The following is a 21455-nucleotide window of genomic DNA, read 5'->3' on the forward strand; positions in this document are numbered from 1 at the left end:
ACTTATGTAAGTAGTTATTATATAATAAATATATAGAAAGGAGGTGAACAAAGTGGATTATGATAAGATGTTAGCTTATCTAGTAGGTATCGCAACATTCTTCAACCAATTTACAAGTGGATTGAAAAATATAAGCGATATGAAAAATAAGCAAAAGAAAAAGCGACGCTCCCCACAAAAGAAACGTCGCAAATAAATACACCGAAGGAGGTTAGCGCCTCCTTCAACCTAATCTTATCATATCCATTTAAATTATGAAAAAAATTATTTCTTATTGCTTAATATTTGTATCTGCTTTTTACATTTTAACAGTCATGGTGGATTGGAACGAACCTAAATTTTTCGATTACTCGATAATTATTATTTACGCATTGTGTCTAATGCTCGCTATATTTAATGTCACAATATACTTTAAAAAGAAACGGAGTTAGATTTAATGAAGAATTATAAAGTTGAATCTAAAGACGAATTTATCGCTTTAGTCCAAACTGAAGTACTTACCTCTTCAGAAGTATTAGAAGAATTACAAATATCTCGACAGGCATTAGGTTCACTTGTAAAACGCGAGAAATTAGTACCTATTAAAGAATTAAGTCGAGATAAGTTATTTTTGAGAGAAGATGTTGAGAAACGGAAAGTAGCAGCTAAAGAACTTCATACAAAATACAGACCTTACGATGAATAAACAAAAAAGCCCGCCACTACTGCATTTCTGCGGTAATGACGGGCTTTGAATTTGAAACTTATTTTTTTCTTTGTACATTATAAATCATTGTAATAATCTCTTCTCGCGTAGCTGGGCGTTTTAAATATGTGCCATCTGATACACTGTTTGCTATTGCCCATTTGACTGCATCGGCAGCCCACGTAGATGGCGCTGCATTTTTTTCGTAAACTTCTTTTGACACTGGTGTTTCCTCCTTTTTATCGGTAGTTACACCGTAAAATTTATTAATACCAACAAACGTCAATTGCGCTTGTTTTTCGATTTCATTTGCAATGATTTTTTCATCATTTAAATTACTGATAAAACCATATTCGATTAAAGCTGCAGGCATTTTAGTTTCGCGTACAACCGCAAAGTTGGCGCTCTTCATACCACGATCACGAAGTCCAATGTCTTTTACAATTGCTTCGTGAAGACACGTTTGCAACTTAGTTGAGAGGTGACTCGCCATACCGTTAAAAATAAATGTTTCAAAGCCTGTCGCAGTCTTGTTAACGGCACTATTATCATGTAGGGAAATGAAGATGTCAGCACCCCAATCATTCGCCATCTTAGTCCGCTGTGAAAGCGTCAAATATACATCAGAACGGCGTGATAGCTTTACTTCATAGCCCTGTGCAATTAACTTCTTTTCAAGTGCCAACGCAATTGCTAAAACGTTTGCTGATTCTTTCGAGTTGGCGCCAATTGCACCTGGATCAGTTCCGCCATGTCCTGGGTCGATAAAAACTTTCTTTTTAATCATCCGTAAACACCTCATTATCTTTCGCATGGTAACATTCATTGCACATAGGTTCGCCATTATACACTTCTAACGGTTCTATTTCTTTACAACAAATTACGCATTCCATTTTATTCACCATCCTTTTTAGGCTTGTCATATCGCAATGCTCGGTGGCTATCGTTTGTCCCAGTAGTAGTCGGGTCTACTACTACACCAATTAAAACTAAAAGAGCAAGCACCGTGTTGAATAACTCCGTTGCTTGCTCGTTATAGATTGTTGTGTCGATTCCAAAAACAGCAGCCACTTGCTGCACTAATAAAAGCAGTAACGCAAAAAGTGCTAAAAGAAAAGTTTTGTGTTTCAATCGTACTTTCCAGTTAATTTTCATAATTAATTTTCCTCCTAATTTGTTTTAAGTACCATCGCTAAAAGTGCTAAAATGACAGCACCGATAATAGTAGTGGCAGCCCACCAAACAATTTTATCTAGCTTATTTAATCGGTGGTGTGCGCTCTTTGTGCTCGCTAACGCTTCATCCGCTTTATCTTCTGCGCGATATGCGACCTCTCTTACTTGAGTAAAACCGTCAATTTTTGCCTCAATTGCCCCTAACCGTTCGTACACATTTCGCACTAAATCATCGCCCATGTAATACACCTTCTTTTGGTAAATTTAACGCACTGTGAAACGCATCGAGATTTTACTTTGTGGGTAGTTGTACAGCTCGTTTACGCTCACAATGCATAATAAAAAACCTCCACAATGATGATGTGGAAGGCTTACTTTAATATTAATTTGATATTTCATTTGCTGATAAGTTACTACGCATCATGGGACAATTATTTAAATACCCTCAGTCGCATTTAAAATATAGTCCTCAACAGCAACACGGTAATCTGGATTAGTAATATCATCTAATAAATAAACTTCATTCGTTTTCGGGTTTAATCCACCGTTCATAATTCGTTCTGCCGCAATTCGTACTACCACTTGATTTACCATTATAAAATCCCTCCAATTTCATTTTCTGCTTGTAATAATAATTCATCTTCTAACTCACGAATACGTTTCTCTTCTGCTGTTTCGTCTTTAAAAGTCACTACTATCGGCTGACCACTTTCTAAGTCGACACCAACGATCCAATCTTTTGCATAATCAATGCTACCGAATGGTACATCGATATACGCTATTTCATCAATTATTGGGCGCTCATTAGGGGCATCTGACATTTCCCCAGCCTGATATATTACTGTACCACTGCTCTTTTGGTAATAGATTCTATTTCCTATGTCCATAAATAACCCTCCTTACTTAACTGCAATATAACTAAAGCTAGTTACAAAATCGTCGTTACCTACCCTGAATATAACGCCATTACTGTTAATGGATGCGCTAGTACTCCAATTTTGCCAACCGCCAGTGTTACCGTCTTCCCTATCGAGCGCAAATGAGTCTGCATCAGAAATGCCCCAATCGTTATTAAATACTAACTTTCCCTTGAAATTATTAAATTTTATTATTACTGCGCGTGGTCTAAATGGTAAACCTGTAATGTTAAAAACTGTATCATATCCACTCACATAGGATGTCCCTGTGCCCGATACCGTACTATTCGTTTCGATTTTTCCTATGTTTGTTGCCATCGTCGCAAACTCTGCATTTGATGCCGTCGGGACACCTTTTTGGGTAATGGCGTTTGCGACTTGTGATTTACCATTACTTACAGATTGAAAAAGCGCATCATAATCGTACTGATTCAATACTTTAACCCACTGTTGCCACACTCCATTAACCTTGGCTTTGGTATACATGAGTGAAGATATCTCTGCATTACCAGTGACAGCATACGCAACTAATTTGATATAATTCGCCGCCGGGTCATATACATAACTTTCAACGAAATATGAATGATTTGTAGGTTTGTCACTGGTAGCACCGTGACAATAGTAAGTACCGGACACCTTAACATCTTCTAATTTACCGGAATAAACAATTATTTCATTAGTATCAGCGACCCAATCTAGCCAAGCCACTTTATTAAGATCATAAGAGCGAGTCCACGCCATGGATGTAAGACTTTCATAGAATACTTGTCTAGATCGTATCGTACCGTACTTGAACGTCACTACCAAACCGTACGGTGACGGATATCCGGCAGTGTTATCTGATGAACCGGCAACATGGAGCGATACTCCCTCAGGATATTCTGATGGCATTGCGGAATTAAGCATAAAATTCAGCATAGATGTATGTCGTTTATCATCTTCCTTATGTGTAGTAAATTCACTTTCTAACTCGGTTACAGTTCGCGTGATTTCTGTTAAACCTTTATTAATACCTGCTACTTTTTCATCAACATATTTTCTCGAAGCGATGATAACAGTTGGGTCAATGGTTAGTTTTACGACATCGGCATTATTTGTTTCAATCACAAAATGGATAAGCGTTTCCTCGGATACCCCTTCCGATAACTCTGGCTTATATTTCTCTGGGTATTGGCCAACTGCAATCAATTGATTCTTGTCATCAAAAATACCGATTTCGCGAATCGTGAAGCCCCCTGCTGTTACGGGAATGACTGCATCAATGATGATACGATTATTGTTAGTTGGATCAATAGATAATTCTGCAATTGGTCCTCTCCAAACTTCACGAACTAATGATGTTTGGCTTTGGCTTGGGACATAATGCGCACCGTTTCCATCACCCAGTGCGATATAATCTAAGCCTACTTTTGTCTGTGTGACTTGGGCATTAGCAATTTGTGCTAGCCCTATATTCGTGATGATTGTGCCGTATTGAGCCACAATACCACTCCTTTCATATTTTACATTGGCAATACAGTAATTGTTGATGCTGTCTTGATACCGGCTAAATTATTTGTCTGCACATGTTGTTCGATATTGCCGATGCTCATTGGATGTAGTGTGATTTCGGAGCCTGATGCAATATAGCTAGGAACAAACAGGTAACTCCTCACACGTCTTGCCACCTTCAGCCCGATATTTAGCGGGATGATCCTTTCAAGTGTTAAATCTATTTCGCGAGTTACCATCGTATCAGCAGCCTCGAACGTATAAGTTGCTGTGCATTTCTCAATATCTAAATGCTCCTCAAAATTATTGTGCCCTACAAGTTCGACCAATATTTCACGTACTTTGCGCTGCGTAATTGGTAACCTAGTAGACTGTCTTGCGATAATTCTGCGGCGACGGAAATCTAATGATTCGACGGATGGATCCGCGCGAATATCATAACCGCGCTCTCGCATCCTAATATACTTTTCAGTGGCGGTCATGATGAACTGCTCTACTTGCGCCTTTGCACGGGCACTATCAAGCTCATCCAACTCGATTGCAACCGTATCTGTTAGCTCTTCCATTTCCAATAATTCTTTATATATTGGCGGAAGATTGCGGGATACGCGATTATCACGCATTTAAAATCACCATCCCTAAAATCGGCACTTGATCTTTTAATAGAAGAAGATTGCTGTCCGTACCGTTGATAGTGGATTCTGTTACGTCGTGTACACCTACAATGTCCAATAACCGTGACTCAATATGTAGCTGCCTAACGACTGTTACATCTGAATTACTCCATTCTTTCCGCAAAGTTAATAAATAATCGGCTATTGTTTCTTCTACTTCATGCTGTATTTGCCCAATCGTTACATTGGACAACACTAGCTTTAGGGCTAAGTTAATCGGTGCTGTTTCTACTGCTCGTGCAGTTACCCGGTGTCCAAATGGTGCAATACCTAAACCTTCTCCCGCATTGACTACTGGATCTAAAATTGTTTGGATTTCTTCTATTAAAGATGTAGTTGGCGGATTAAAGTCCGAATCAATAATAGAAATACCAACTGTGCCGCCCCCTGCAGGAGTACGATAGGCTTTCACACCACCTACCCCCTGTATACTCATAACCTTCTGCGTATAGTCGTCCCGGTTACCGCCATAAGGGTTTTGTTTACGTGTGAGGAAGAATCTTCGGCGGAATTCTTCTGTTGGTTCCTCCTCCTCGCCAGGTATAAGCAGCTCAGTTAATTCTGCGGTTTGCAATCCATCAATATATTCGATAGGAATTAAAGCTCCAAACTGCGTATTCCCCACGATACCTACCTCTTCGCAACGCATATCATATTCCATAGGTGCAATACGTTGAAAGGCGATATAGTTCAATTCACCAAGAGAAAAACGAGAACCAATTGGAATATCTTTACTGAACACACCTTTTAGAACTGCATATGTTGCTTCATATGGATAGACACCGTATTCGGCTGCACGTCGAATTAAGTTTGGGCGGGATGCCGTTTCAGGAAATGTTTCAAGAATAATGCCATCAAGTGCGATATACATTTCTTGTAGCTCTTTTGCCGTCATGGCTCCCGTATCATAAATAATGGCACCTTCCCGTTTATCTACCTCGTTACTAATACGAGTTAGCATCCGTTCAACAATGGTTTCGAAAGTTTGATGCTCAAACATTACGCTACCGTCACCTCTCTTTCTGCATATACCGGACCGAATATTGTATGGGCAGTGAATTGTACGGACACTTTATTTTTCACATGACTAAAATTAAAAGCATCAACACTATCGATACGATCATCGTGTGTTAATGCTTCCGTTATGAGCCTTTTGAGCTCGCTATAAACATACGGTATTGGCTGACCAAATAATTTAGCAATTTCAGCGCCGTAATTCCACGTGTAAATTAAGTGGTCATAACGTTCTGTGCTCAACGCTTTATAAATAGCCTGTTCAATCGCATCCCTGTCATCTACATAGCCAACAATTCGTTTCCGCTCGTGATCAATACGATACGTGCGAGAAGGTTGAATAACTTCCTCAAAGTCAGCAGTCAAATCGTCATTCTCTATTTGCCTTGGAATCACTCAACCACCTCTTTATCAATGATTAAATATTGTTGGCCGCCATGCGCACGTATCATGGTCACCTTGTCGCCGTTAACTAGGCCATTATGGATTAAGAACTTTTTACGTCCTTTGTATTCGTGATTATGGGATGCAAATTCAGCGTAGTTACTGCCACCAGCGCGATTTTCGGTTAAGTGGTCCACTGTTATATCGACTTCATAATCCATTACAGCACGCGTTAATTTTAAGTGTTCTTGCTCGAGTACTAACTTTTGGTCAATCCGCACTTTTAATGGATCAACACTTTCCACCGTCCCATATACAACGGTAGATAACTTTTGAGCACTTACAGCATCTAGTACGATTTTACGTATGCTACGCACAAAATCAGTCATATCACGCAACAAAATCACCACCAATCAATTTCAAATCCATACGATGGTCCGACTCGTAAAAGCTATGTTTAACCGTCTCGACCATCATAAACTTTGCTACGGATAAATCACCAAGATACAACTGTACGCCTAGAGTTGTGCCACCTCTTACACGAGGATCACCGAATACCTTATTGATGTGTAGCTTACGTGTTTTTTGGTTGTGAAGGGCAAGTAGAGTATCCGCTTTTACTTTCCCATTCTCGCCTTCGTCAAGTTTTTCCGGAAGTTGCAATACGCCCCATTGATTCATGTTTTTACTGTCCTGGGCGATAAAGATTTCACGTTTACCTTTTTTCTTATCTTCACGGGTTAGCTTAATTTTATTGTACGTATTTTCATCGATGGAAGTGGTGTACTCAAACGTTTCTCCACTTTCTTCATCCACTAGAATGTCTAACTTTAAGTTCCCTACATCGCGATAATACAGTTTGCCGTACTCATCATATAAAACAAAAAGTTTGCCCGTATTTTTTGTTGTAATAGCTCCAGCGTTATCCATGATAGTAAATAACTCTTGATTGTCCTCTACACGGGATGCAATGACATGCTTTGTATCATCAATTAAACCGCCTTGTAATTTGAAATCAGCAATGAGCATTTTTAATACTGCTGCGGCCGTTTTCGCTTTGTATGTGTAAGTGTCTTTATTTTTAAAGTAACGTAGCTGATCATAAGCGGTGACACCGATTATACGGTTATCTGAACGCTTTTTCGTAAACACAAAGCCAAAAAATATCTTATGCCCATCATAGTCAAAGCGAACGGCATCGCCCTCGTGAAAGCTTATTACATCATCTTTTATGACATTAAAAGTGAGCTTGCCAGGAGTACCTTTTCGATGGACCTCCCATATAACGGGCTCTTGTACGGCGCATTCATAAATATTACCGCCGGACATAACTAGTAATTGATATTTACCCAAGCTTGATCACCTGCCCCGCCTTGATGTCATTTGCATTCGGTAAGTTATTTAACTTAGCAAGTTGAGTATATTTAGAGCCGTCACCAAGATATTTCTTGGAAATTGCCCATAACGTTTCACCCGATTTTACAGTATGCGTTTTTGGCGTTTCCTTGCCTGTTGTTGGACGTGATTTCTCAACAGTAGCCTTTTGTTTGGGTTTATCATTACTGCCCGCATTTGGAGGGCTAGGTTCATTTTTTATGTTCAATTTTTTGGTGCCAAATGGTGTAAACTGCTTTAGACGTATTGGCACTTTCACATCAAAGCCATTTTCCGCATCCTCTTCAATAGAGTAATCCTCTAATGATACAGTCATATTCGTATCAAACAACAAAGAGCCATCTGGTTTAAGTCGATTGACAATAAACTGAAACGGCTCCTGTGACGTTTTTAATTTCTCTAGCTTTTCAAGGTAATGTGCTGCTGGTTGAAATCCATCCGGGTAAACTGCGAAAGGATATTTAACGTTTGGTAATTCTACCTCAAAGTCAATATCCGTTAGCCCTGCTTTCTTCAAGATGTTGACCTCGCCCTCATTCATGAGAGTGATTGTTTCGTTTTTGTTGTTAATTTGCATAGACATTGATGGAGGCGCTATTGGTAGCTGCACACCATCAAGAAAAAAATTATACATCTACCTCGCCTCCTTCCGCTAACATTTCTGCAACCTCTTCCACCTTTTCGCCGAAACGATCAATAACCCCATCGATATCCATTTCGGAATTGATGTGGTTCTCATTTTTCATATCGACTTTGATTTCTGCTGTGGTATAGCGGTTGATGGCTTCGCGTTCAGCTAGATCACGCATGTACTTTAAATCATCGGTTAAAACTGTCACTTTATCCGCTAACTTTTTTGTGTTTTTAGCAGTTTTTTTAGCTGGGTCTTTTAAATCATCTAGTGAGTTCGCTGCATCGGTCATACCTGATAATGCTGCTAGATCGTTGTAGCTGTTTGTGATTGATTCGGGTGCTTTACTATCGAAATTGAATAAATCGGAACCGAAATCATTACCGGCATCCCAAGCTGATTTGTACTCAAAACGGTCTAACCCCATACCTAAATCACTCATAACCTCATTCATATCTAACTGCTCAAATAAAACTTCATATTCACCGTTTCCGTATTCTTCAGCAGCCCAATTTACTAAGCCTGCTAATTCACTTCGCCAACCAGCAACTGCACTAGCTAAATTCGAACCGAAAACAAAGTCTATTGCACTAGCTATCTTCTCGATGACTCCAAGTACATTATCACCCAAATCGCCAAATAGACGAATAATAGAACCCACAGGATCATTGAATACATTTCCTAAAAGATTCGCTAACGAAATAAATTTGTTTGCAATCATTTCGATAATCGCGAATAGCAGTTGTAACAAAGCCATGAATATATTTCCGATTATCGCACCAAGAACGGCAAATGCCCCGGCTATCATACCTGTGGCGTTTAACGATGTTCCTGCAAAGTGATTGATAGCACCTATTGCAGCATAAAACACAGCAATTAAAATAATGATAGCGACAATTACCAATCCGATTGGATTTGCAGTTAAGGCTGCATTCAAAGCCCATTGAGCTGCCGTTACCAACCAAGTAACCAATTGAATAGTTTTCATTACTACGTAATAGGCCATCAAAGCACCAGCTACACCTATTATTAGGGGTCCTATCATTGACCAGTTATCGTACAAAAATCCGCTAATTGCTCCTAATATTTCGAACGCTTGTATTGTGATAGTTGCGATTGCATATAATGACTGTTTTAATCCTTCGAACATTTCTTTGAAATTCTCATTGTTAGCTATTTCGTTGATGTATTGCAACACTCCGCTAAACGCCATTAATGCTTCATTTTTAAATACGGTCCACGTTTGGCCCCAAGTTACTGGCATAGAATCAAACTTCTTGTTAATATCATTCGCAGCGGTAAACATCGCTTTTTTAACAATATCAGCAGTGATTTCCCCATCTGCCGCCATGTCTCGAATAGCACCGATCGGTACCTCTAAATAATCAGCAATAGACATTATTAAATTTGGCGCTTGTTCAAATATCGAGTTAAGTTCATCGCCACGCAACACTCCTGATGCTAATGCTTGGGATAATTGTATCGTTGCGTTACTTGCTTCAACAGCACTCGCCCCTGCAATACCAAATTGCTTTTGTACCAGTTCACTAAAGGCAATTACCTCGGCTGTACTGCCAAATGCATCACCAGCATTCATACCGATTCTCGTAACCAAATCGGCAGTATCTTTAAACGATGAATAAGCTCGTTGAGCAGCTTCGAAAATTAATTGATTTGCTTTTTCGAGTTCAGTCATATCAAGTTTGTTAATTTTTGCATCCACATTTTGTTCAGGTATTAGCGGCATTTCATTAATCAATAACTCAACACGTGCAGTTGTATTAGTCATTACATCCGATAGATTAATAACTTTTCCTAATCCATGTAAAGATAAATAAGTACCTAAAATTGTTCCTAAACTAGCTAATAAATTCCTCGCTAAATCATCACTGGTTCGAAGGTCACGATTGAAATTTTCTTGGGCTCGCTCGGATTGTTGAATTTCTGTTTCAATACGATTGAATGTAGATTCTAGTCGTTGTAGTTCAGATTGAGCGTGTCGCATTGCAGTAACATCAATTGCATTTCCTGACGCACTTTCCATTTGTCCAAAAGAGTCGATTACACTCAACATAGCCATATTCATTGCGGCAAACTGTTGTGACATACGGTCTTCAATCATTATGGATGTCCGAATTGTAGCCATCTATCTACTCCTTTCCAAAAGAAAAAGCACCCATAAAATGAGCGCTTACAATACTTTAATATATTTATCTTTGTGATCGTTCGACTTAAAACATCGTTTGAATAAATATTTTGTAAATTTTCTCGTTAACTTCAATAAGACTTCGCTTGCCATCTAAAAATTCAATCGCAATGGTATGAGTACCTTTATTTTTAGCTGATAATCCTGCTAAAAGACCAACCGGTCCTAATAAAACTCCACCCACAAGCCCTCTACTAACACCACTAACTGCACTTTTCCGATGTTCTTCAGTAATTAATTCATAAGAACTCACAGAAGTTTTATTTAACGGAAACGACTTTGTAAACGAAGTGTATAACAAAATTTCATTTCTACCTACCATGATATTTTTACCTTGATAATCACCGGCAATAACTTTATTTTGTGCCATAAAGTCTCCCCCTTCATACGAATAATCGTTTTAATGGTTAATTATAAAAATCACTATTATAAGTAATGCGAGCCATACCAAACGTATCATTATCGATTTCGAATATTCCGACCTCGTCGATACCTTTTGCTACAGGACTGTATTTTTCTACCAAGCCTGTGTTTACTGTTCGAGCCATATTCTTATATGTTTCCAAAATACCGAACGCTTTTATAACATCTTCACCTTTTTTAAACTGGAAAGTCGATTCATCATAACCCCAATATACACCTGAATATACATTCAATCTTGCAACTGCGTCGTCGAAAAGAACAAACTCATATTTATTTTTCTCATAAATATAAAGTTTACCTACGATGCTTTTCTGTGTGCTGGGAATAGTCCATTCGTAATCTTCTACTTTTTCTGGTTCACCCATTATTGAAATGAGTTTTTCAGAAGAAATATTACTGAACTGAGTTGTGTCGATTATGACTTTCACATCCTCCTTGCTTTCTGTGCATCCAGCAAGAAAGCACATCAAAATTACTAAAAACATAAATTTCTTCATAATAATCCCTCCACACATAAATATACCTAATATGGAGAGATTTAACTAGAGTTTGATTACCTAACGCTTGCCCCTCTTGCCCTTCGAACGCTTAGCCTCTTTCTCGGCTTTCTTTTCTGCGTCAATTTTCACGTGTATAGATGCCACAATAAACGCCCGCTCAAACCTATCCAACGCCAAATATTGCGACGGTAACAGCTTTAGCTTATGCAATGCAAAATGTGCAATGTTGGCGTCGCCATCACCGTCGATAATTAGTTTTTTGCTTCATCCACCAACTCGTCCATCGATAAGTCAAAACCGTTGATAGTTTGAACGAGCTCTTTTACTTTCGTTAACTCACCAGGCAACAGCATTTTTTGGAGTAATTCTTCTGCACCCATAACACCATATGAATTTTGTAATTCTGTGTTGTTTAGGTCTGGCATCTTAATTGATTCAACGGCTAATTTCAATGAATAGCGGTTTCCATCCAGTTCTGGCATTGTCATACCTTTTTTCATCGGCACTTGAACGCGTCGTGTGCACTCTTTACGTAGCGCAGCATCTCTACTACCATCAATTGCGCCGAAGTGCCATTTGATAGCTTTCCCTTCTTTATCCTGAAAGCGAGGGGATACCTCATGTTTTTCAACTTCTAATTGCACAACGTTTTGCGCCATAAATGCTTGTAAACTTGTCATAGTAAAATAACCACCTTTTTAGTTTTTTGTAACAGAAAAGCCTGCCGAACGAACGGCAAGCCTATATTAAGATTGCATTGATTTCAAAATAGAAAACTCTTCTGGCATATCCCAATCCTCGAAAGTAAATGATACCTCGTCCTCTAAATATTCTGCATCCGCATCCAATTTAGCGAGTTTACCGCCATCAAGGTTACAACCAATTAAAATGGTCGTTTGACGACCGATACCTGAGCCTCCATCTTCGTTCGTGACTTGAATATCAAAGTAAATATCTTCCCCAGTATCTTTATAACGCTTCAACAGTTGGCGGAAAATAGAAGTATTGTAGTGGAAAGTTGCGCTACCTTCATACTCTGCTCCTGTTGATTTGTTGCCCTTTGCGACACGTCCCATAATAGGGATTTTAGATTTTGTTTTAGTCATATCTGCTTCTAAATTGATCAGATTCGCAAAGTGATAGCGACTCCCCTCAATCATGACAAACGCACGACCTTGCGCACCGTGCATTGCTTCCCAGGCATCCATAGTAGGCTCTGCGAAATACTGTAAATCTAATTTCAGCGGCAATTGAGGTATTTTTGGCTGAGTTAAAAATCGTGACAACATAGTTGCTGCCACGATTCTTTTGAATAATTTATTCATTTGTTTTCTCCTCCTTACGCTACCTCTGTTGTGACATATAGCTGCGACATCGTCACAGTAGGAATAACGATTTCGGTTACAAGCACAGCCTTTTTAGACTCCCCTTGACCAACTTTAAGCTCATCTTTGTTGTAATTTTGAATAGCTCGAATACGCTGCATCTCCGTACGATGTGCACCGATATCTTTCCATAGAGAAATGCGGCCGTCGTCGTCATTGGGAACTTCTCCGAGGTAACGCGTATTAAATAGATGCGCTGTATCTATTGCGAGTTGATCTAGCACACGAATAACTTGGTTCATGCTGAAATCCTCGTTTTTATCTACGGTAAATGATGTAAATGTATTCACATCTTCGAGTACATTTATATCATCACCCACGCGATGAAATACATATTTACCGCTATTCAATAGCAATGTTGTTTGTGTTTGTGTTTTTGTTTCTGCCATACTAAGAGTGTGTTCGCCATCATACGTTTTGTTAGTATTCGACTTGTTAACTGCAACACCAGCCTGTACACCAGTAGCCCAGTAAACAGCACCAAATACTTCTTCTCCAACACCAACTGCATCGTTTTGAATATCGATGATGCCTTCATGATCCATCTTGCCAAGCTTATGACCGACCAATTGGAATTTACCGCCTACCTCATCGCGAATACGTTTTGTGTACTCAACGTATAACGATTTGATTAATGGATCATTCGATAAACAACCAATCGTATTAAAACCGTATCCTTCAAGCTCATCTAAAGCCGCTTGATGCGGTCCTCCTGCCGTTAGTGCAGTAGCGCCATTTGCCCCGCCAGTTAAAGGAGCTCCAGCCGTAACAGCTAATGTTGCATCTTCTTTAAAATCTATATATAGATTGTTTTTTAATGCCTTCGCATCATCGGCAGCTGCCTGCTCATCTACTAATTGATTTTCTAAATACGTGTATACATCAAATTTCACTGGATCATCGACGTTCGACTGGATAACAATACGGATATCATTTCCCCGAATCCCTTTGTGCTTTGCTTTTGCAAATTCATTTTCAGCAAAGGAACCACCAAGGTTTAATTTATAAAAGAAAACAGTAAGAGCACCCTTGAATAAATCACGGATGCCCTTTAATTTAGCGTGCGTATAATCGTAGCCGAATAATTTTAGAGAATCTTTTTGGAAATCCTCTTTTGTAACTGTCATGACTGCATCATCTACGCCCCAATCTAATATGATTGGTAACGCTGCATAACCACGGTCTGATAAATTTACAAACGCCCTTGGCTTTGAAATGAAGTTATGATATGTGCCTGGTAATACTTTGTTTTGTGTTAGCCAAAAACCTCCACCTAATGCCATTACTTTTCCCCTCCTTCGTCAAACTTTTTCAAAATACCATCTGCTTGTACAAATGAATATTGTTCATCATCTTTTAACAATGCATTTAAAGCATCGCGACGGTGAATATATTTTCGACTGTTAACCAGCTGCGATTTTGTGAATTTAGGTAGATTAGAAGTAACAACCTCCGCCACCTTTTCGACCTCTACAGGTTCAATTTTAGCTAGAATCTCTTTCGCCAACCGATACCACCCTTTCTTTATTTAAATAATGGTCCATTGAGCCCATGAGTGTTTTTACCTCGATTTCCTGTAAAAAGAAATCGAAACGCATGAAGTTATGAGCGATACCATCAACAACCTCACTATTAGCTCCACGCGCAAGCATTTTAGCGCCGTTAAGTAACTCAACATCCTTTAATGCCCGTTGGACTTTTAACGCCATATTTGCGCTTTCTGACGCTTTACTTTTCGGGAAGTATTGCACGTTAAATAGCGGCGTTACTTTCCATCGGTCGCCAATCTGCATGATGTGTTCGAAGCTCAAAAACTGAATAAAAAAACAAGGTGTCGCAAAGTTTTGCGGTACCTCGTCCATGTACTTTTTATAATCGCTACCGAAAACTGCTTGGAGCTTTCGGGAAATCGCGATACTGATATCGTTAATCTCCATTGAAAGCCTCCTTTAGCATTCGTGTTAGTTTTCTTTTAATAATTGCTGGCGCTGCACGTTCGACTTCATCAGCAGAAATAGTCATCATAAAGCGACCGTTTACCCAACCTTGATGATTTCTAGTACGATGGCCGAACTCGACATACTGTGCGTATTCCGTTGGATTAATAACCTCAACTTCATATACGTTACCGACTTTTCTTACATTCGCTTCAATGGTCCACCCACGACGTAAAGTCCCTCCGACTTGACCATCTTCATAAACACCGACAGGAGTACGTTTAATAACCTTACTTAGCAAACGACTAGCAATTTCCTTGGTCATAGATTCAAGAAACTTCTCGTAATCCTTCCCCAGTCGCTCAATTTTCTTCTGCATACGCTTCAACTCATGAAAATTAACCCTAGCCCCACGTCTAGCCATTATGCCCACCCCTTGAATACGTCTAAGACAATTTCTTGGTGGTCTATAAACACTCCCGGCTCACCGCTACGGGCATAATCAGCAGTCTTTCCATTCTGTGTGACTGTGATTTTACAACCTGGAGGAATTTCAAATTCATTGCCAAGTGATAATTTAATTTGTTGGACCACAATGGCACCGGCACCCGTTTGTGACGTAGCGCTAATGTTTTTGTGGGACAGCTTACATTTAAGGTTTTCATGTAAAGTTACTTCTTTGGGTGTAGTAACGAATGTAATTGGATCTTCAACCTCTTTCCATTCATATACATTACATTCGCCATTCCAAAGTTTTTCAAGTGCCTTGCGACGAGCGCTTACCATGTCAGCACCCGATAGCGAACAAAATCAACTTCATTATGCTGCAAGTATACAATAAATGATTCAAACTTTTGCTCCGGACTAAATTTCGCATCAACTGCATATTCAACATTCGTATCGCCATCCTGTACTTGTTTTACTACGCTACTAAAATCCAGCGAGCTTACATCAAGCAAGCCCATCGATTTTTTGGTAAACAAAAATTCACCCACAGCCATGTCGATAGCGACACTTTCCAAGCCCTGTGGAATTGCATCTAAATTCGTTTGATTATTGATATGATCCGTTGTTTTTTTTACAGCAAAAGAAAGCAAAAAGCCATCTGTACTGGATGGCTCATTGCTAAGTGCAATTCCAAGCGATACTAAACGCTCTCTCACTTTTTCAAGCATGGAATCACGTCCTATTCAGTTTTTTGGGCTTCTTCAATTTTCTTGATGATGCCCTCTTCTGTTGTTGCTTTACCGATGTCGATATTGCGCTCTGCTGCATAGTTTTTCAACTCATCCATGGACATTCCCTCGAACGGGCTGTCCTGTGTATCAGTTTGCTTTTCTGCAACTTCACCAATGACTTCAACCAAACTTTCGTTTATATGCCCACCTTCCATTTCAAATTCTGCGCCTTTTGGATGCGTTACACCTTTATAGCGCACTGGAACATCAATTACTTTTACTAATTTCATTTAAGAGTCCTCCTTATGCAATCGGCTGTGCTTGGAATACGTTATTCGCTTCCGGAAATGATGGAATTGCAGTTGATGCTGCCTTTGCCCATGTTGAAACTGGATCTAAACCTTCTTCATAAATCATTCCAATAACGTTGCCGACATTAGTCACTTCTTCATTACCTTGGCGTAATAAACGGCTTTCCTCTGGCGTTGGACCGTTAAGTGTTTCACCAAGCTCACTATCACCGAACATAACGAATTTGTTTTCTGGGAAGTAACGCATCGTTGTATATGTCCCGTTTGCATTTTGCACACGATATTTTGAATCGTATGTTGCAATTGTAGGTAAACCATGTGATTGCATGAATGCGTTTAAGTCGGCTAATGTAGCTACACGACCGCTATCTTTACCAAATAAAGCAGCGATGATTTTGGCATTGCGTAAAATCTGACCAGCAATTTTAGTGGACGTTAAAGCGCGTGTTGGCTTTTCATCTAAAGCATCCGACCAACGCGTAATGTCCCCAATAATATCTGCTGTATCTAAATCCCATAAATCCGTTCCAGATAACGCCTCTTTATGTGCATTCGGCACTTTATAATCAACCGTTAAAGTACCTCCACCTTCCATAGCAAGCGACAGTTGACCATTCGCTAATGCCTGCATACGCATAACTTCTTTTTCGGCACGGACATCTCCTACGGCACGGCTAATTAAATTGAAGACACTTCCCATTAATACTTGTTGTTCTTGCGGTGTACGAGGGAATTGTAGCGCAATTAAGTCCTTTTCTTTGATCTGGTATTTCTTTTTAATGTAAGCAGCTTCAAGTGCTTGATTACCAGCCTCAATTGAACCAATTTCTGCTTCAGTATCAAAAGCGTGAATTTTAGCAGCAACGGGTAGATTGCTTGCACCTACTAAATATTCAAATTCAAGCGTGTTGTACTTCACTTCCGGGAATAGCTTTTCGCCTAAAAATTGCGTAATTTCACGGCTCTTTAAATAACTAAGAACTGTTTTCTGATTAAATAATTCTAAAATATCTGGCATATCGATTTTCCACCTTTCAATTATCGGAATTTAATTTCTGTTAGTGCTGTTTTGGCATCTGCTGTTGGTGCTGTGTGTAGGCGCTCTTCTAAGATATAAGCCTCCACAATTAACGCCCCCGGTTGTGGACCGTGAGTCACATCAACATCGTTGTACAAAATACCCTTTGCTGTATCGTCATTTGCTGGAAGTACCGTCCCAGCTCTCACAATTTTCTTTCCGTTTGCATCAGTAGCAACCCCAGTATCACTTACTAATGTGGTAAACGACTGTACGTTTGAAGAAGCCAAGAAGTTGACGCGATTATAATTTGTTACACCTTTTACATATGGCATGTGTATGCCCTCCTTTTAATTGTTTTTAACCCCATGGATCTGGAGCGTCAGAACTAACGGCGCCTTTTTCATTGAAATGCTTAGCAAATGCGCTACCAATGTCCAACTCTCCACCTGTGCCATTATCACCGCCGACTGGATTCCAACCCTTAAACTCCGGCTTCTTATCTTCCTTTTCAGGAATAAACAAAAAGGACTTCGATTCTTGCAACGTTTTACGCTGCTCATCCAGTCCCTTTGTGATATTTCCTTTTTCATCTAGCTCGATTTGTTCTTTGTCAATTAGACCTAAAACTAAATCAACATCATGCACTTTACCTGTTAACGCTAATTTCAAGGCAGTAGATAGGCGCTCATCTTTTAGTTGGTTAGCATGATCTAATTTCGCTTGCGCATTTTCTTGCTGCAATTCGGTGATTTTCGTTTGAAGTCCTGCAGCATCGATTTTCTTTAAATCTTCTAACTGTGTATCACGTTCCGCAATTGTGTCATTCGCAATTTTGAGCTCATTAACTTTATTGTCGAAATCGCTTTTTGGTACTGTCTGACCGTAACCATCTAATATTGTTTGAGCTTGTTCTTCGGTAAGACCTAGCGCAATTAATTGTTCTTTTGTCATTGTAATAGTCTCCTTTATTGGGATAGTTATAGAAAAACTCGTTCTTTAATGTCTACGAGCAAAAGACGAAATAAAAAGCCGTATCGCTACGACTACTTTGTGCTTCATGTAAACATCTTTCTTGCGTTAATTTTCTTTTAACTTTCTTAATTGCTGATTGATTTTATCGCAAACCGCGTCAATGTCTAACTCATTCTGAACATTTTTAAACTCAACATGAAAGCCTTTTTGGAGCCCTTTAAAGGCTCGTATTCTTTCCTTTTCTGCAAGGACTCCATAAGTAGCCCAAGTAATACCTAGAATTAATAACCCTAGCACTAAAATTATCTTTACAATTTCAAACCAAATTAAAAAAGTCACGCTCATGCAACGAACCTCTCTTCCCATTCAGGATATTTAATATTGCTATCAATGTAATAAACTTGTCCGTCATTACCACGTGCAGCACGTTGTGATAAATCAAATTCATCATCAAAAAACGGTGCTGTTGTGGTACGACAATACGGATGAAAAGGATTCGCTGTAATACCTGGTTCAAAATCAACCATCTTGAACACCTTTCCGTCCATCGACTGGCATATGTCACTGGTCTTGCTGTCCAATGTAGCAATGATCTCGTACCGTTCAACATCTAGTTCCTTGAATGCATCCTTTTGAGCCGATGCACTAAAAAAAGCCGATTCGGTCATAACCAAACGGCGCACTTGATTTCTCGATGCTGTTGAACCTAATTTTTGATGCACGGCACTAACGATCTTTTCAGGACCAAGTCCACGTGCAATAGATTGAACAAGCTCCTTGTGTAACGTATCAATCAACAAGCCCCTGTCACGCCAAATCTTAGCGCTGAACGTCATTCCGTCAGCCGTCCAAGGCTTACTAATGATTTTAGTTAGTAGTCGCTCATCGAGTGCCTGCATGGTAAAACCAACGTTAAAAGCCTTTTGTACTTCAAATGCCGTATGGTAATACTGTGATTGATAGCTTTCCGCAATAAACTCCTCAAAGCCTTTGATATGCCCGTCATACAGTTTTTCCACATGCTGTTGTATTTGCATCCGCAAGCCCTCTAAACGAGAAATGTGGACACGTGACGATGCATTTTCAAGTTGTTTCATCCACTTCTGATTGAGTGCGTTCTTTTTGCCATGTTTGATATATTCGTCAACAGTCCACTGAAATTCACGTAGCTCATCTGATTTGAGCAAACGTTTAGCTTCATCGAGTGAAATTTCATTGTTAGTAGCAAAGCGGTTGTACCACTTCAAAATATCCTTTTCGAGCTCATTCATAGTTTGAATATATGCTTTTTCAAGATCATCGTAATAAAAGATAGAGCGCTTGTGCTGGGCATCTTCTAGCAATTCAAATCGTTGGCGCCAATAATTACGTTTCTTCGCCATTTAGCTCACCAACTAATTCGTAAGTAGCTTTAAAGATATCTGGCTTACATGGATAAATCTCACCTTGGATTCCACGAATAATATAATCACCTTTTTGAGCAGTCGCAACTCCTTCCAATGTATCTATCTGCATGCATATTTCGGTGTCGTTTAAACCACTGATTCGTACTTCACCTTTTTTTATTGCTTCAATAATCCACTCGGGATCCTCGACTTGGTCATGTCCACCTGTCCACTTGAATGCATCAATCACAACGGGCTTTTTACGATATTTCGCCATTATTATTACCTCCTCGTTTTTGCTTAAATGTTTCATCGTAATTATCATGCATATTCATTTCTTCCTGTCGCTCTTTTTTCAAACGTCTAAGTTCCAACTGAACATCCTTAACATACGGGTGCTGTGCCAAACGGCTTTCCAATGGCATGTAAGGGGATTTCTCAAGCACTTCCACGACTTCTTTTTCATTGATAAGAATGTCACGGTTAAAGGTAATATCAACAGTTTCACCCTCAAAGTCACCCTGATCTGTATTAGCTAGATGCTGATTAATAAACCATAGCAATTCCTCAAATGAAGCTTGGAACTCGGTTTCAATACCGTTCGCATCAAGCTCAATATCGCTGTACATCGACTGGATATTCATCTGATTTGGATTGTTACTCATACGCTCATCTTTTGCATCATAGCCGCGACCGTTTTCTGTAAGTGCTTTTTTGAATAGCGAAAGAATAGATTTGTAGTTGTCGGCATTAACCGTAATGGTCAACGTATCAACGCCACCTTTAGCGCCATCTGCTGAACGTACTTTAACAGCTCCAAATTGTGCAAGATTGTGTCTGAATTGACCTAAATCCTGTCCGTCATAATTGTGGATTACAAGGATGGTATTACGTGCATCTTCCTGCATATTATTTTCAAAGTCACTAAGCATAATGTTGATGCCATCTTGTAACGACTTAACACGCTTGATCAGTGGTATTTCCTTGCTATTAAATTTAAACGGAATCAACGGAACTCGCTGCCAGTTAACACCGTGTTCGTTCTCACCATCTGAAATTGTAATATAAGGTTGTGTTTGAGTTGTTACATCTGGTACCAAACGACCGTTAAACCATTCGTAATAATCCACGCCTTGTGTACTGTAGACTTCTGCTTTTTCCTTAACTACTTCTTTTTCGCCCTCATAAACAGTCGTTGTATAAATGCGGATAGCGAAATCAACAATAGTTTGCTCTGAATCATGCCAAAACGGGATAATCTGATGCGGTGGGAATCTTTTAATTGTAAATTCCCCATGTTCGTTGTAATAAGGGTATAACCATCCAATCCCACCGTTTAATGCGTCTTGACCGACTGCTTTTAGTGTACGATGGAAACGGCGGTTAAAAATATTCTCAAGCGCTTTTAAGTACGGCTTGTTTTCGGACTCCAATGTAATGGGCTTACCTAGCTGGTAGTTTACTTTTTGGTCAACAAGTTTGGCATATTGGTTATCTAAAATTTTGTTATTCGGGAGGTTTTGCGCAATTTCTAACTGTCCACCTTTACCAATAATTCGGCGTTTGCGCTTTAAAATATCTTGCTCCCCCTCGTAATAAGCCTCGCCAACTAACATCCATTTACGCTTTTCAGACGATTTAAATTTACTAATTTCGTTTTCTAGAAACTTAATGTTGCTAATGATTTTATTTGTCCCAGCCGTTACGTGCTCATTTAATATATCTGTATCGGTTACAGCCCCTTGGAACGGGAAAAAACCTGTCATTTAAT

Annotated in this window: 33 protein-coding genes; 2 read left to right on the top strand and 31 right to left on the bottom strand. The window is 39.4% G+C overall.

Annotated elements, in window-relative coordinates:
- The first annotated feature begins 52 nt into the window (after positions 1–52).
- Together MHI10_RS11975 and MHI10_RS11980 are read left to right on the top strand one after the other, a co-directional pair.
- Positions 53–196, top strand: coding sequence for a hypothetical protein (locus MHI10_RS11975; RefSeq protein ID WP_340785694.1), 144 nt, complete (start codon positions 53–55; stop codon positions 194–196).
- Between the two features lie 240 nt (positions 197–436).
- Complete coding sequence (locus MHI10_RS11980; RefSeq protein WP_340785696.1) at positions 437–685, top strand: DNA-binding protein; 249 nt, start codon at positions 437–439, stop codon at positions 683–685.
- A 58-nt stretch (positions 686–743) separates the two neighbouring features.
- Here MHI10_RS11980 and MHI10_RS11985 read toward each other — a convergent pair whose 3' ends face one another.
- The 31 genes from MHI10_RS11985 to MHI10_RS12135 form a co-directional block, all read right to left on the bottom strand.
- Positions 744–1472 carry an N-acetylmuramoyl-L-alanine amidase family protein gene (locus MHI10_RS11985; RefSeq protein ID WP_340785698.1) on the bottom strand — a complete coding sequence of 243 codons (729 nt, stop codon included), beginning with the start codon at positions 1470–1472 and terminating at the stop codon, positions 744–746.
- Positions 1473–1579: 107 nt separating this feature from the next.
- On the bottom strand, positions 1580–1840 hold the full coding sequence (locus MHI10_RS11990) for a phage holin (RefSeq protein ID WP_340785699.1): 261 nt from the start codon (positions 1838–1840) through the stop codon (positions 1580–1582).
- Between the two features lie 14 nt (positions 1841–1854).
- The gene (locus tag MHI10_RS11995) at positions 1855–2100 is read right to left on the bottom strand and encodes a hemolysin XhlA family protein (protein ID WP_340785700.1); all 246 of its coding nucleotides are present in this window, start codon (positions 2098–2100) and stop codon (positions 1855–1857) included.
- Positions 2101–2295: 195 nt separating this feature from the next.
- Entirely contained in the window at positions 2296–2454 is a 159-nt protein-coding gene (locus tag MHI10_RS12000) for a hypothetical protein (RefSeq protein ID WP_340785701.1), read from the bottom strand.
- Positions 2454–2747, bottom strand: coding sequence for a hypothetical protein (locus MHI10_RS12005; protein ID WP_340785702.1), 294 nt, complete (start codon positions 2745–2747; stop codon positions 2454–2456). Before MHI10_RS12005 ends, MHI10_RS12000 begins: the two co-directional genes overlap by 1 nt.
- Positions 2748–2759: 12 nt before the next feature.
- Entirely contained in the window at positions 2760–4259 is a 1500-nt protein-coding gene (locus MHI10_RS12010) for a phage tail protein (RefSeq protein WP_340785704.1), read from the bottom strand.
- Positions 4260–4279: 20 nt separating this feature from the next.
- On the bottom strand, positions 4280–4891 hold the full coding sequence (locus tag MHI10_RS12015) for a putative phage tail protein (protein ID WP_340785705.1): 612 nt from the start codon (positions 4889–4891) through the stop codon (positions 4280–4282).
- Entirely contained in the window at positions 4884–5942 is a 1059-nt protein-coding gene (locus MHI10_RS12020) for a baseplate J/gp47 family protein (RefSeq protein ID WP_340785707.1), read from the bottom strand. The genes MHI10_RS12015 and MHI10_RS12020 overlap by 8 nt, the downstream gene beginning before the upstream one ends.
- A complete protein-coding gene (locus tag MHI10_RS12025; protein WP_340785708.1) occupies positions 5942–6352 on the bottom strand; it encodes a DUF2634 domain-containing protein in 411 nt (136 codons plus the stop codon). Before MHI10_RS12025 ends, MHI10_RS12020 begins: the two co-directional genes overlap by 1 nt.
- On the bottom strand, positions 6349–6729 hold the full coding sequence (locus tag MHI10_RS12030; RefSeq protein ID WP_340789219.1) for a DUF2577 domain-containing protein: 381 nt from the start codon (positions 6727–6729) through the stop codon (positions 6349–6351). Before MHI10_RS12030 ends, MHI10_RS12025 begins: the two co-directional genes overlap by 4 nt.
- A gap of 1 nt (position 6730) precedes the next feature.
- Complete coding sequence (locus MHI10_RS12035; RefSeq protein WP_340785710.1) at positions 6731–7693, bottom strand: XkdQ/YqbQ family protein; 963 nt, start codon at positions 7691–7693, stop codon at positions 6731–6733.
- The gene (locus MHI10_RS12040) at positions 7686–8369 is read right to left on the bottom strand and encodes a LysM peptidoglycan-binding domain-containing protein (protein WP_340785711.1); all 684 of its coding nucleotides are present in this window, start codon (positions 8367–8369) and stop codon (positions 7686–7688) included. The genes MHI10_RS12035 and MHI10_RS12040 overlap by 8 nt, the downstream gene beginning before the upstream one ends.
- Positions 8362–10512, bottom strand: coding sequence for a tape measure protein (locus tag MHI10_RS12045; protein ID WP_340785712.1), 2151 nt, complete (start codon positions 10510–10512; stop codon positions 8362–8364). Before MHI10_RS12045 ends, MHI10_RS12040 begins: the two co-directional genes overlap by 8 nt.
- Before the next feature lie 85 nt (positions 10513–10597).
- A complete protein-coding gene (locus MHI10_RS12050; RefSeq protein WP_340785713.1) occupies positions 10598–10942 on the bottom strand; it encodes a hypothetical protein in 345 nt (114 codons plus the stop codon).
- A gap of 37 nt (positions 10943–10979) precedes the next feature.
- Positions 10980–11492 carry a hypothetical protein gene (locus tag MHI10_RS12055; RefSeq protein WP_340785715.1) on the bottom strand — a complete coding sequence of 171 codons (513 nt, stop codon included), beginning with the start codon at positions 11490–11492 and terminating at the stop codon, positions 10980–10982.
- Between the two features lie 254 nt (positions 11493–11746).
- A complete protein-coding gene (locus MHI10_RS12060) occupies positions 11747–12175 on the bottom strand; it encodes a phage tail assembly chaperone (RefSeq protein ID WP_340785717.1) in 429 nt (142 codons plus the stop codon).
- A 66-nt stretch (positions 12176–12241) separates the two neighbouring features.
- Entirely contained in the window at positions 12242–12820 is a 579-nt protein-coding gene (locus MHI10_RS12065) for a phage tail tube protein (RefSeq protein WP_340785719.1), read from the bottom strand.
- A 14-nt stretch (positions 12821–12834) separates the two neighbouring features.
- Positions 12835–14163: a phage tail sheath subtilisin-like domain-containing protein gene (locus MHI10_RS12070; RefSeq protein WP_340785720.1), complete on the bottom strand. Its 1329-nt coding sequence runs from the start codon at positions 14161–14163 to the stop codon at positions 12835–12837.
- Positions 14163–14387, bottom strand: coding sequence for a hypothetical protein (locus tag MHI10_RS12075; protein ID WP_340785721.1), 225 nt, complete (start codon positions 14385–14387; stop codon positions 14163–14165). The genes MHI10_RS12070 and MHI10_RS12075 overlap by 1 nt, the downstream gene beginning before the upstream one ends.
- Positions 14365–14817, bottom strand: coding sequence for a phage tail terminator family protein (locus MHI10_RS12080; protein WP_340785722.1), 453 nt, complete (start codon positions 14815–14817; stop codon positions 14365–14367). The genes MHI10_RS12075 and MHI10_RS12080 overlap by 23 nt, the downstream gene beginning before the upstream one ends.
- The gene (locus MHI10_RS12085) at positions 14807–15241 is read right to left on the bottom strand and encodes an HK97 gp10 family phage protein (protein WP_340785724.1); all 435 of its coding nucleotides are present in this window, start codon (positions 15239–15241) and stop codon (positions 14807–14809) included. Before MHI10_RS12085 ends, MHI10_RS12080 begins: the two co-directional genes overlap by 11 nt.
- Positions 15241–15603 (bottom strand): hypothetical protein, encoded by a 363-nt coding sequence (locus MHI10_RS12090; RefSeq protein ID WP_340785726.1) that lies wholly within the window; start codon positions 15601–15603, stop codon positions 15241–15243. Before MHI10_RS12090 ends, MHI10_RS12085 begins: the two co-directional genes overlap by 1 nt.
- Positions 15597–15992, bottom strand: a complete 396-nt coding sequence (locus MHI10_RS12095; RefSeq protein WP_340785727.1) for a hypothetical protein — start codon at positions 15990–15992, stop codon at positions 15597–15599. The genes MHI10_RS12090 and MHI10_RS12095 overlap by 7 nt, the downstream gene beginning before the upstream one ends.
- Positions 15993–16003: 11 nt before the next feature.
- Positions 16004–16285, bottom strand: a complete 282-nt coding sequence (locus MHI10_RS12100; protein ID WP_340785728.1) for a hypothetical protein — start codon at positions 16283–16285, stop codon at positions 16004–16006.
- 13 nt (positions 16286–16298) lie between these two features.
- Positions 16299–17324: a major capsid protein gene (locus MHI10_RS12105; RefSeq protein ID WP_340785729.1), complete on the bottom strand. Its 1026-nt coding sequence runs from the start codon at positions 17322–17324 to the stop codon at positions 16299–16301.
- Between the two features lie 20 nt (positions 17325–17344).
- The gene (locus MHI10_RS12110; protein ID WP_340785730.1) at positions 17345–17659 is read right to left on the bottom strand and encodes a hypothetical protein; all 315 of its coding nucleotides are present in this window, start codon (positions 17657–17659) and stop codon (positions 17345–17347) included.
- Between the two features lie 25 nt (positions 17660–17684).
- Positions 17685–18278, bottom strand: a complete 594-nt coding sequence (locus tag MHI10_RS12115; protein ID WP_340785731.1) for a phage scaffolding protein — start codon at positions 18276–18278, stop codon at positions 17685–17687.
- A gap of 126 nt (positions 18279–18404) precedes the next feature.
- Positions 18405–18644 carry a hypothetical protein gene (locus MHI10_RS12120; protein ID WP_340785733.1) on the bottom strand — a complete coding sequence of 80 codons (240 nt, stop codon included), beginning with the start codon at positions 18642–18644 and terminating at the stop codon, positions 18405–18407.
- Complete coding sequence (locus MHI10_RS12125) at positions 18641–19681, bottom strand: minor capsid protein (RefSeq protein ID WP_340785734.1); 1041 nt, start codon at positions 19679–19681, stop codon at positions 18641–18643. Before MHI10_RS12125 ends, MHI10_RS12120 begins: the two co-directional genes overlap by 4 nt.
- Complete coding sequence (locus MHI10_RS12130) at positions 19665–19961, bottom strand: hypothetical protein (RefSeq protein ID WP_340785735.1); 297 nt, start codon at positions 19959–19961, stop codon at positions 19665–19667. Before MHI10_RS12130 ends, MHI10_RS12125 begins: the two co-directional genes overlap by 17 nt.
- Positions 19945–21450 carry a phage portal protein gene (locus MHI10_RS12135; protein WP_340785737.1) on the bottom strand — a complete coding sequence of 502 codons (1506 nt, stop codon included), beginning with the start codon at positions 21448–21450 and terminating at the stop codon, positions 19945–19947. Before MHI10_RS12135 ends, MHI10_RS12130 begins: the two co-directional genes overlap by 17 nt.
- Positions 21451–21455 lie beyond the last annotated feature (5 nt).

It is taken from the genome of Solibacillus sp. FSL K6-1523 (genome assembly GCF_038005225.1).
Classification (GTDB): domain Bacteria; phylum Bacillota; class Bacilli; order Bacillales_A; family Planococcaceae; genus Solibacillus.

Excerpts from the sequence above, each read along its gene's own strand:
- MHI10_RS12050 (WP_340785713.1), bottom strand. The coding sequence starts at position 10,942 with ATGGCACAAAATAAAGTTATTGCCGGTGATTATCAAGGTAAAAATATC.
- MHI10_RS12110 (WP_340785730.1), bottom strand. The coding sequence starts at position 17,659 with ATGCCATATGTAAAAGGTGTAACAAATTATAATCGCGTCAACTTCTTG.
- MHI10_RS12130 (WP_340785735.1), bottom strand. The coding sequence starts at position 19,961 with ATGGCGAAATATCGTAAAAAGCCCGTTGTGATTGATGCATTCAAGTGG.
- MHI10_RS12045 (WP_340785712.1), bottom strand. The coding sequence starts at position 10,512 with ATGGCTACAATTCGGACATCCATAATGATTGAAGACCGTATGTCACAA.
- MHI10_RS12020 (WP_340785707.1), bottom strand. The coding sequence starts at position 5,942 with ATGTTTGAGCATCAAACTTTCGAAACCATTGTTGAACGGATGCTAACT.
- MHI10_RS12115 (WP_340785731.1), bottom strand. The coding sequence starts at position 18,278 with ATGACAAAAGAACAATTAATTGCGCTAGGTCTTACCGAAGAACAAGCT.
- MHI10_RS12125 (WP_340785734.1), bottom strand. The coding sequence starts at position 19,681 with ATGGCGAAGAAACGTAATTATTGGCGCCAACGATTTGAATTGCTAGAA.
- MHI10_RS12055 (WP_340785715.1), bottom strand. The coding sequence starts at position 11,492 with ATGAAGAAATTTATGTTTTTAGTAATTTTGATGTGCTTTCTTGCTGGA.
- MHI10_RS12095 (WP_340785727.1), bottom strand. The coding sequence starts at position 15,992 with ATGCTTGAAAAAGTGAGAGAGCGTTTAGTATCGCTTGGAATTGCACTT.
- MHI10_RS12100 (WP_340785728.1), bottom strand. The coding sequence starts at position 16,285 with ATGAAATTAGTAAAAGTAATTGATGTTCCAGTGCGCTATAAAGGTGTA.
- MHI10_RS12065 (WP_340785719.1), bottom strand. The coding sequence starts at position 12,820 with ATGAATAAATTATTCAAAAGAATCGTGGCAGCAACTATGTTGTCACGA.
- MHI10_RS12090 (WP_340785726.1), bottom strand. The coding sequence starts at position 15,603 with ATGGTAAGCGCTCGTCGCAAGGCACTTGAAAAACTTTGGAATGGCGAA.
- MHI10_RS11980 (WP_340785696.1), top strand. The coding sequence starts at position 437 with ATGAAGAATTATAAAGTTGAATCTAAAGACGAATTTATCGCTTTAGTC.
- MHI10_RS12105 (WP_340785729.1), bottom strand. The coding sequence starts at position 17,324 with ATGCCAGATATTTTAGAATTATTTAATCAGAAAACAGTTCTTAGTTAT.
- MHI10_RS12080 (WP_340785722.1), bottom strand. The coding sequence starts at position 14,817 with ATGGAGATTAACGATATCAGTATCGCGATTTCCCGAAAGCTCCAAGCA.
- MHI10_RS11990 (WP_340785699.1), bottom strand. The coding sequence starts at position 1,840 with ATGAAAATTAACTGGAAAGTACGATTGAAACACAAAACTTTTCTTTTA.
- MHI10_RS11985 (WP_340785698.1), bottom strand. The coding sequence starts at position 1,472 with ATGATTAAAAAGAAAGTTTTTATCGACCCAGGACATGGCGGAACTGAT.
- MHI10_RS12135 (WP_340785737.1), bottom strand. The coding sequence starts at position 21,450 with ATGACAGGTTTTTTCCCGTTCCAAGGGGCTGTAACCGATACAGATATA.
- MHI10_RS12040 (WP_340785711.1), bottom strand. The coding sequence starts at position 8,369 with ATGTATAATTTTTTTCTTGATGGTGTGCAGCTACCAATAGCGCCTCCA.
- MHI10_RS12005 (WP_340785702.1), bottom strand. The coding sequence starts at position 2,747 with ATGGACATAGGAAATAGAATCTATTACCAAAAGAGCAGTGGTACAGTA.
- MHI10_RS12120 (WP_340785733.1), bottom strand. The coding sequence starts at position 18,644 with ATGAGCGTGACTTTTTTAATTTGGTTTGAAATTGTAAAGATAATTTTA.
- MHI10_RS12030 (WP_340789219.1), bottom strand. The coding sequence starts at position 6,729 with ATGACTGATTTTGTGCGTAGCATACGTAAAATCGTACTAGATGCTGTA.
- MHI10_RS12070 (WP_340785720.1), bottom strand. The coding sequence starts at position 14,163 with ATGGCATTAGGTGGAGGTTTTTGGCTAACACAAAACAAAGTATTACCA.
- MHI10_RS12000 (WP_340785701.1), bottom strand. The coding sequence starts at position 2,454 with ATGGTAAATCAAGTGGTAGTACGAATTGCGGCAGAACGAATTATGAAC.
- MHI10_RS12085 (WP_340785724.1), bottom strand. The coding sequence starts at position 15,241 with ATGGCTAGACGTGGGGCTAGGGTTAATTTTCATGAGTTGAAGCGTATG.
- MHI10_RS11995 (WP_340785700.1), bottom strand. The coding sequence starts at position 2,100 with ATGGGCGATGATTTAGTGCGAAATGTGTACGAACGGTTAGGGGCAATT.
- MHI10_RS12015 (WP_340785705.1), bottom strand. The coding sequence starts at position 4,891 with ATGCGTGATAATCGCGTATCCCGCAATCTTCCGCCAATATATAAAGAA.
- MHI10_RS12060 (WP_340785717.1), bottom strand. The coding sequence starts at position 12,175 with ATGACAAGTTTACAAGCATTTATGGCGCAAAACGTTGTGCAATTAGAA.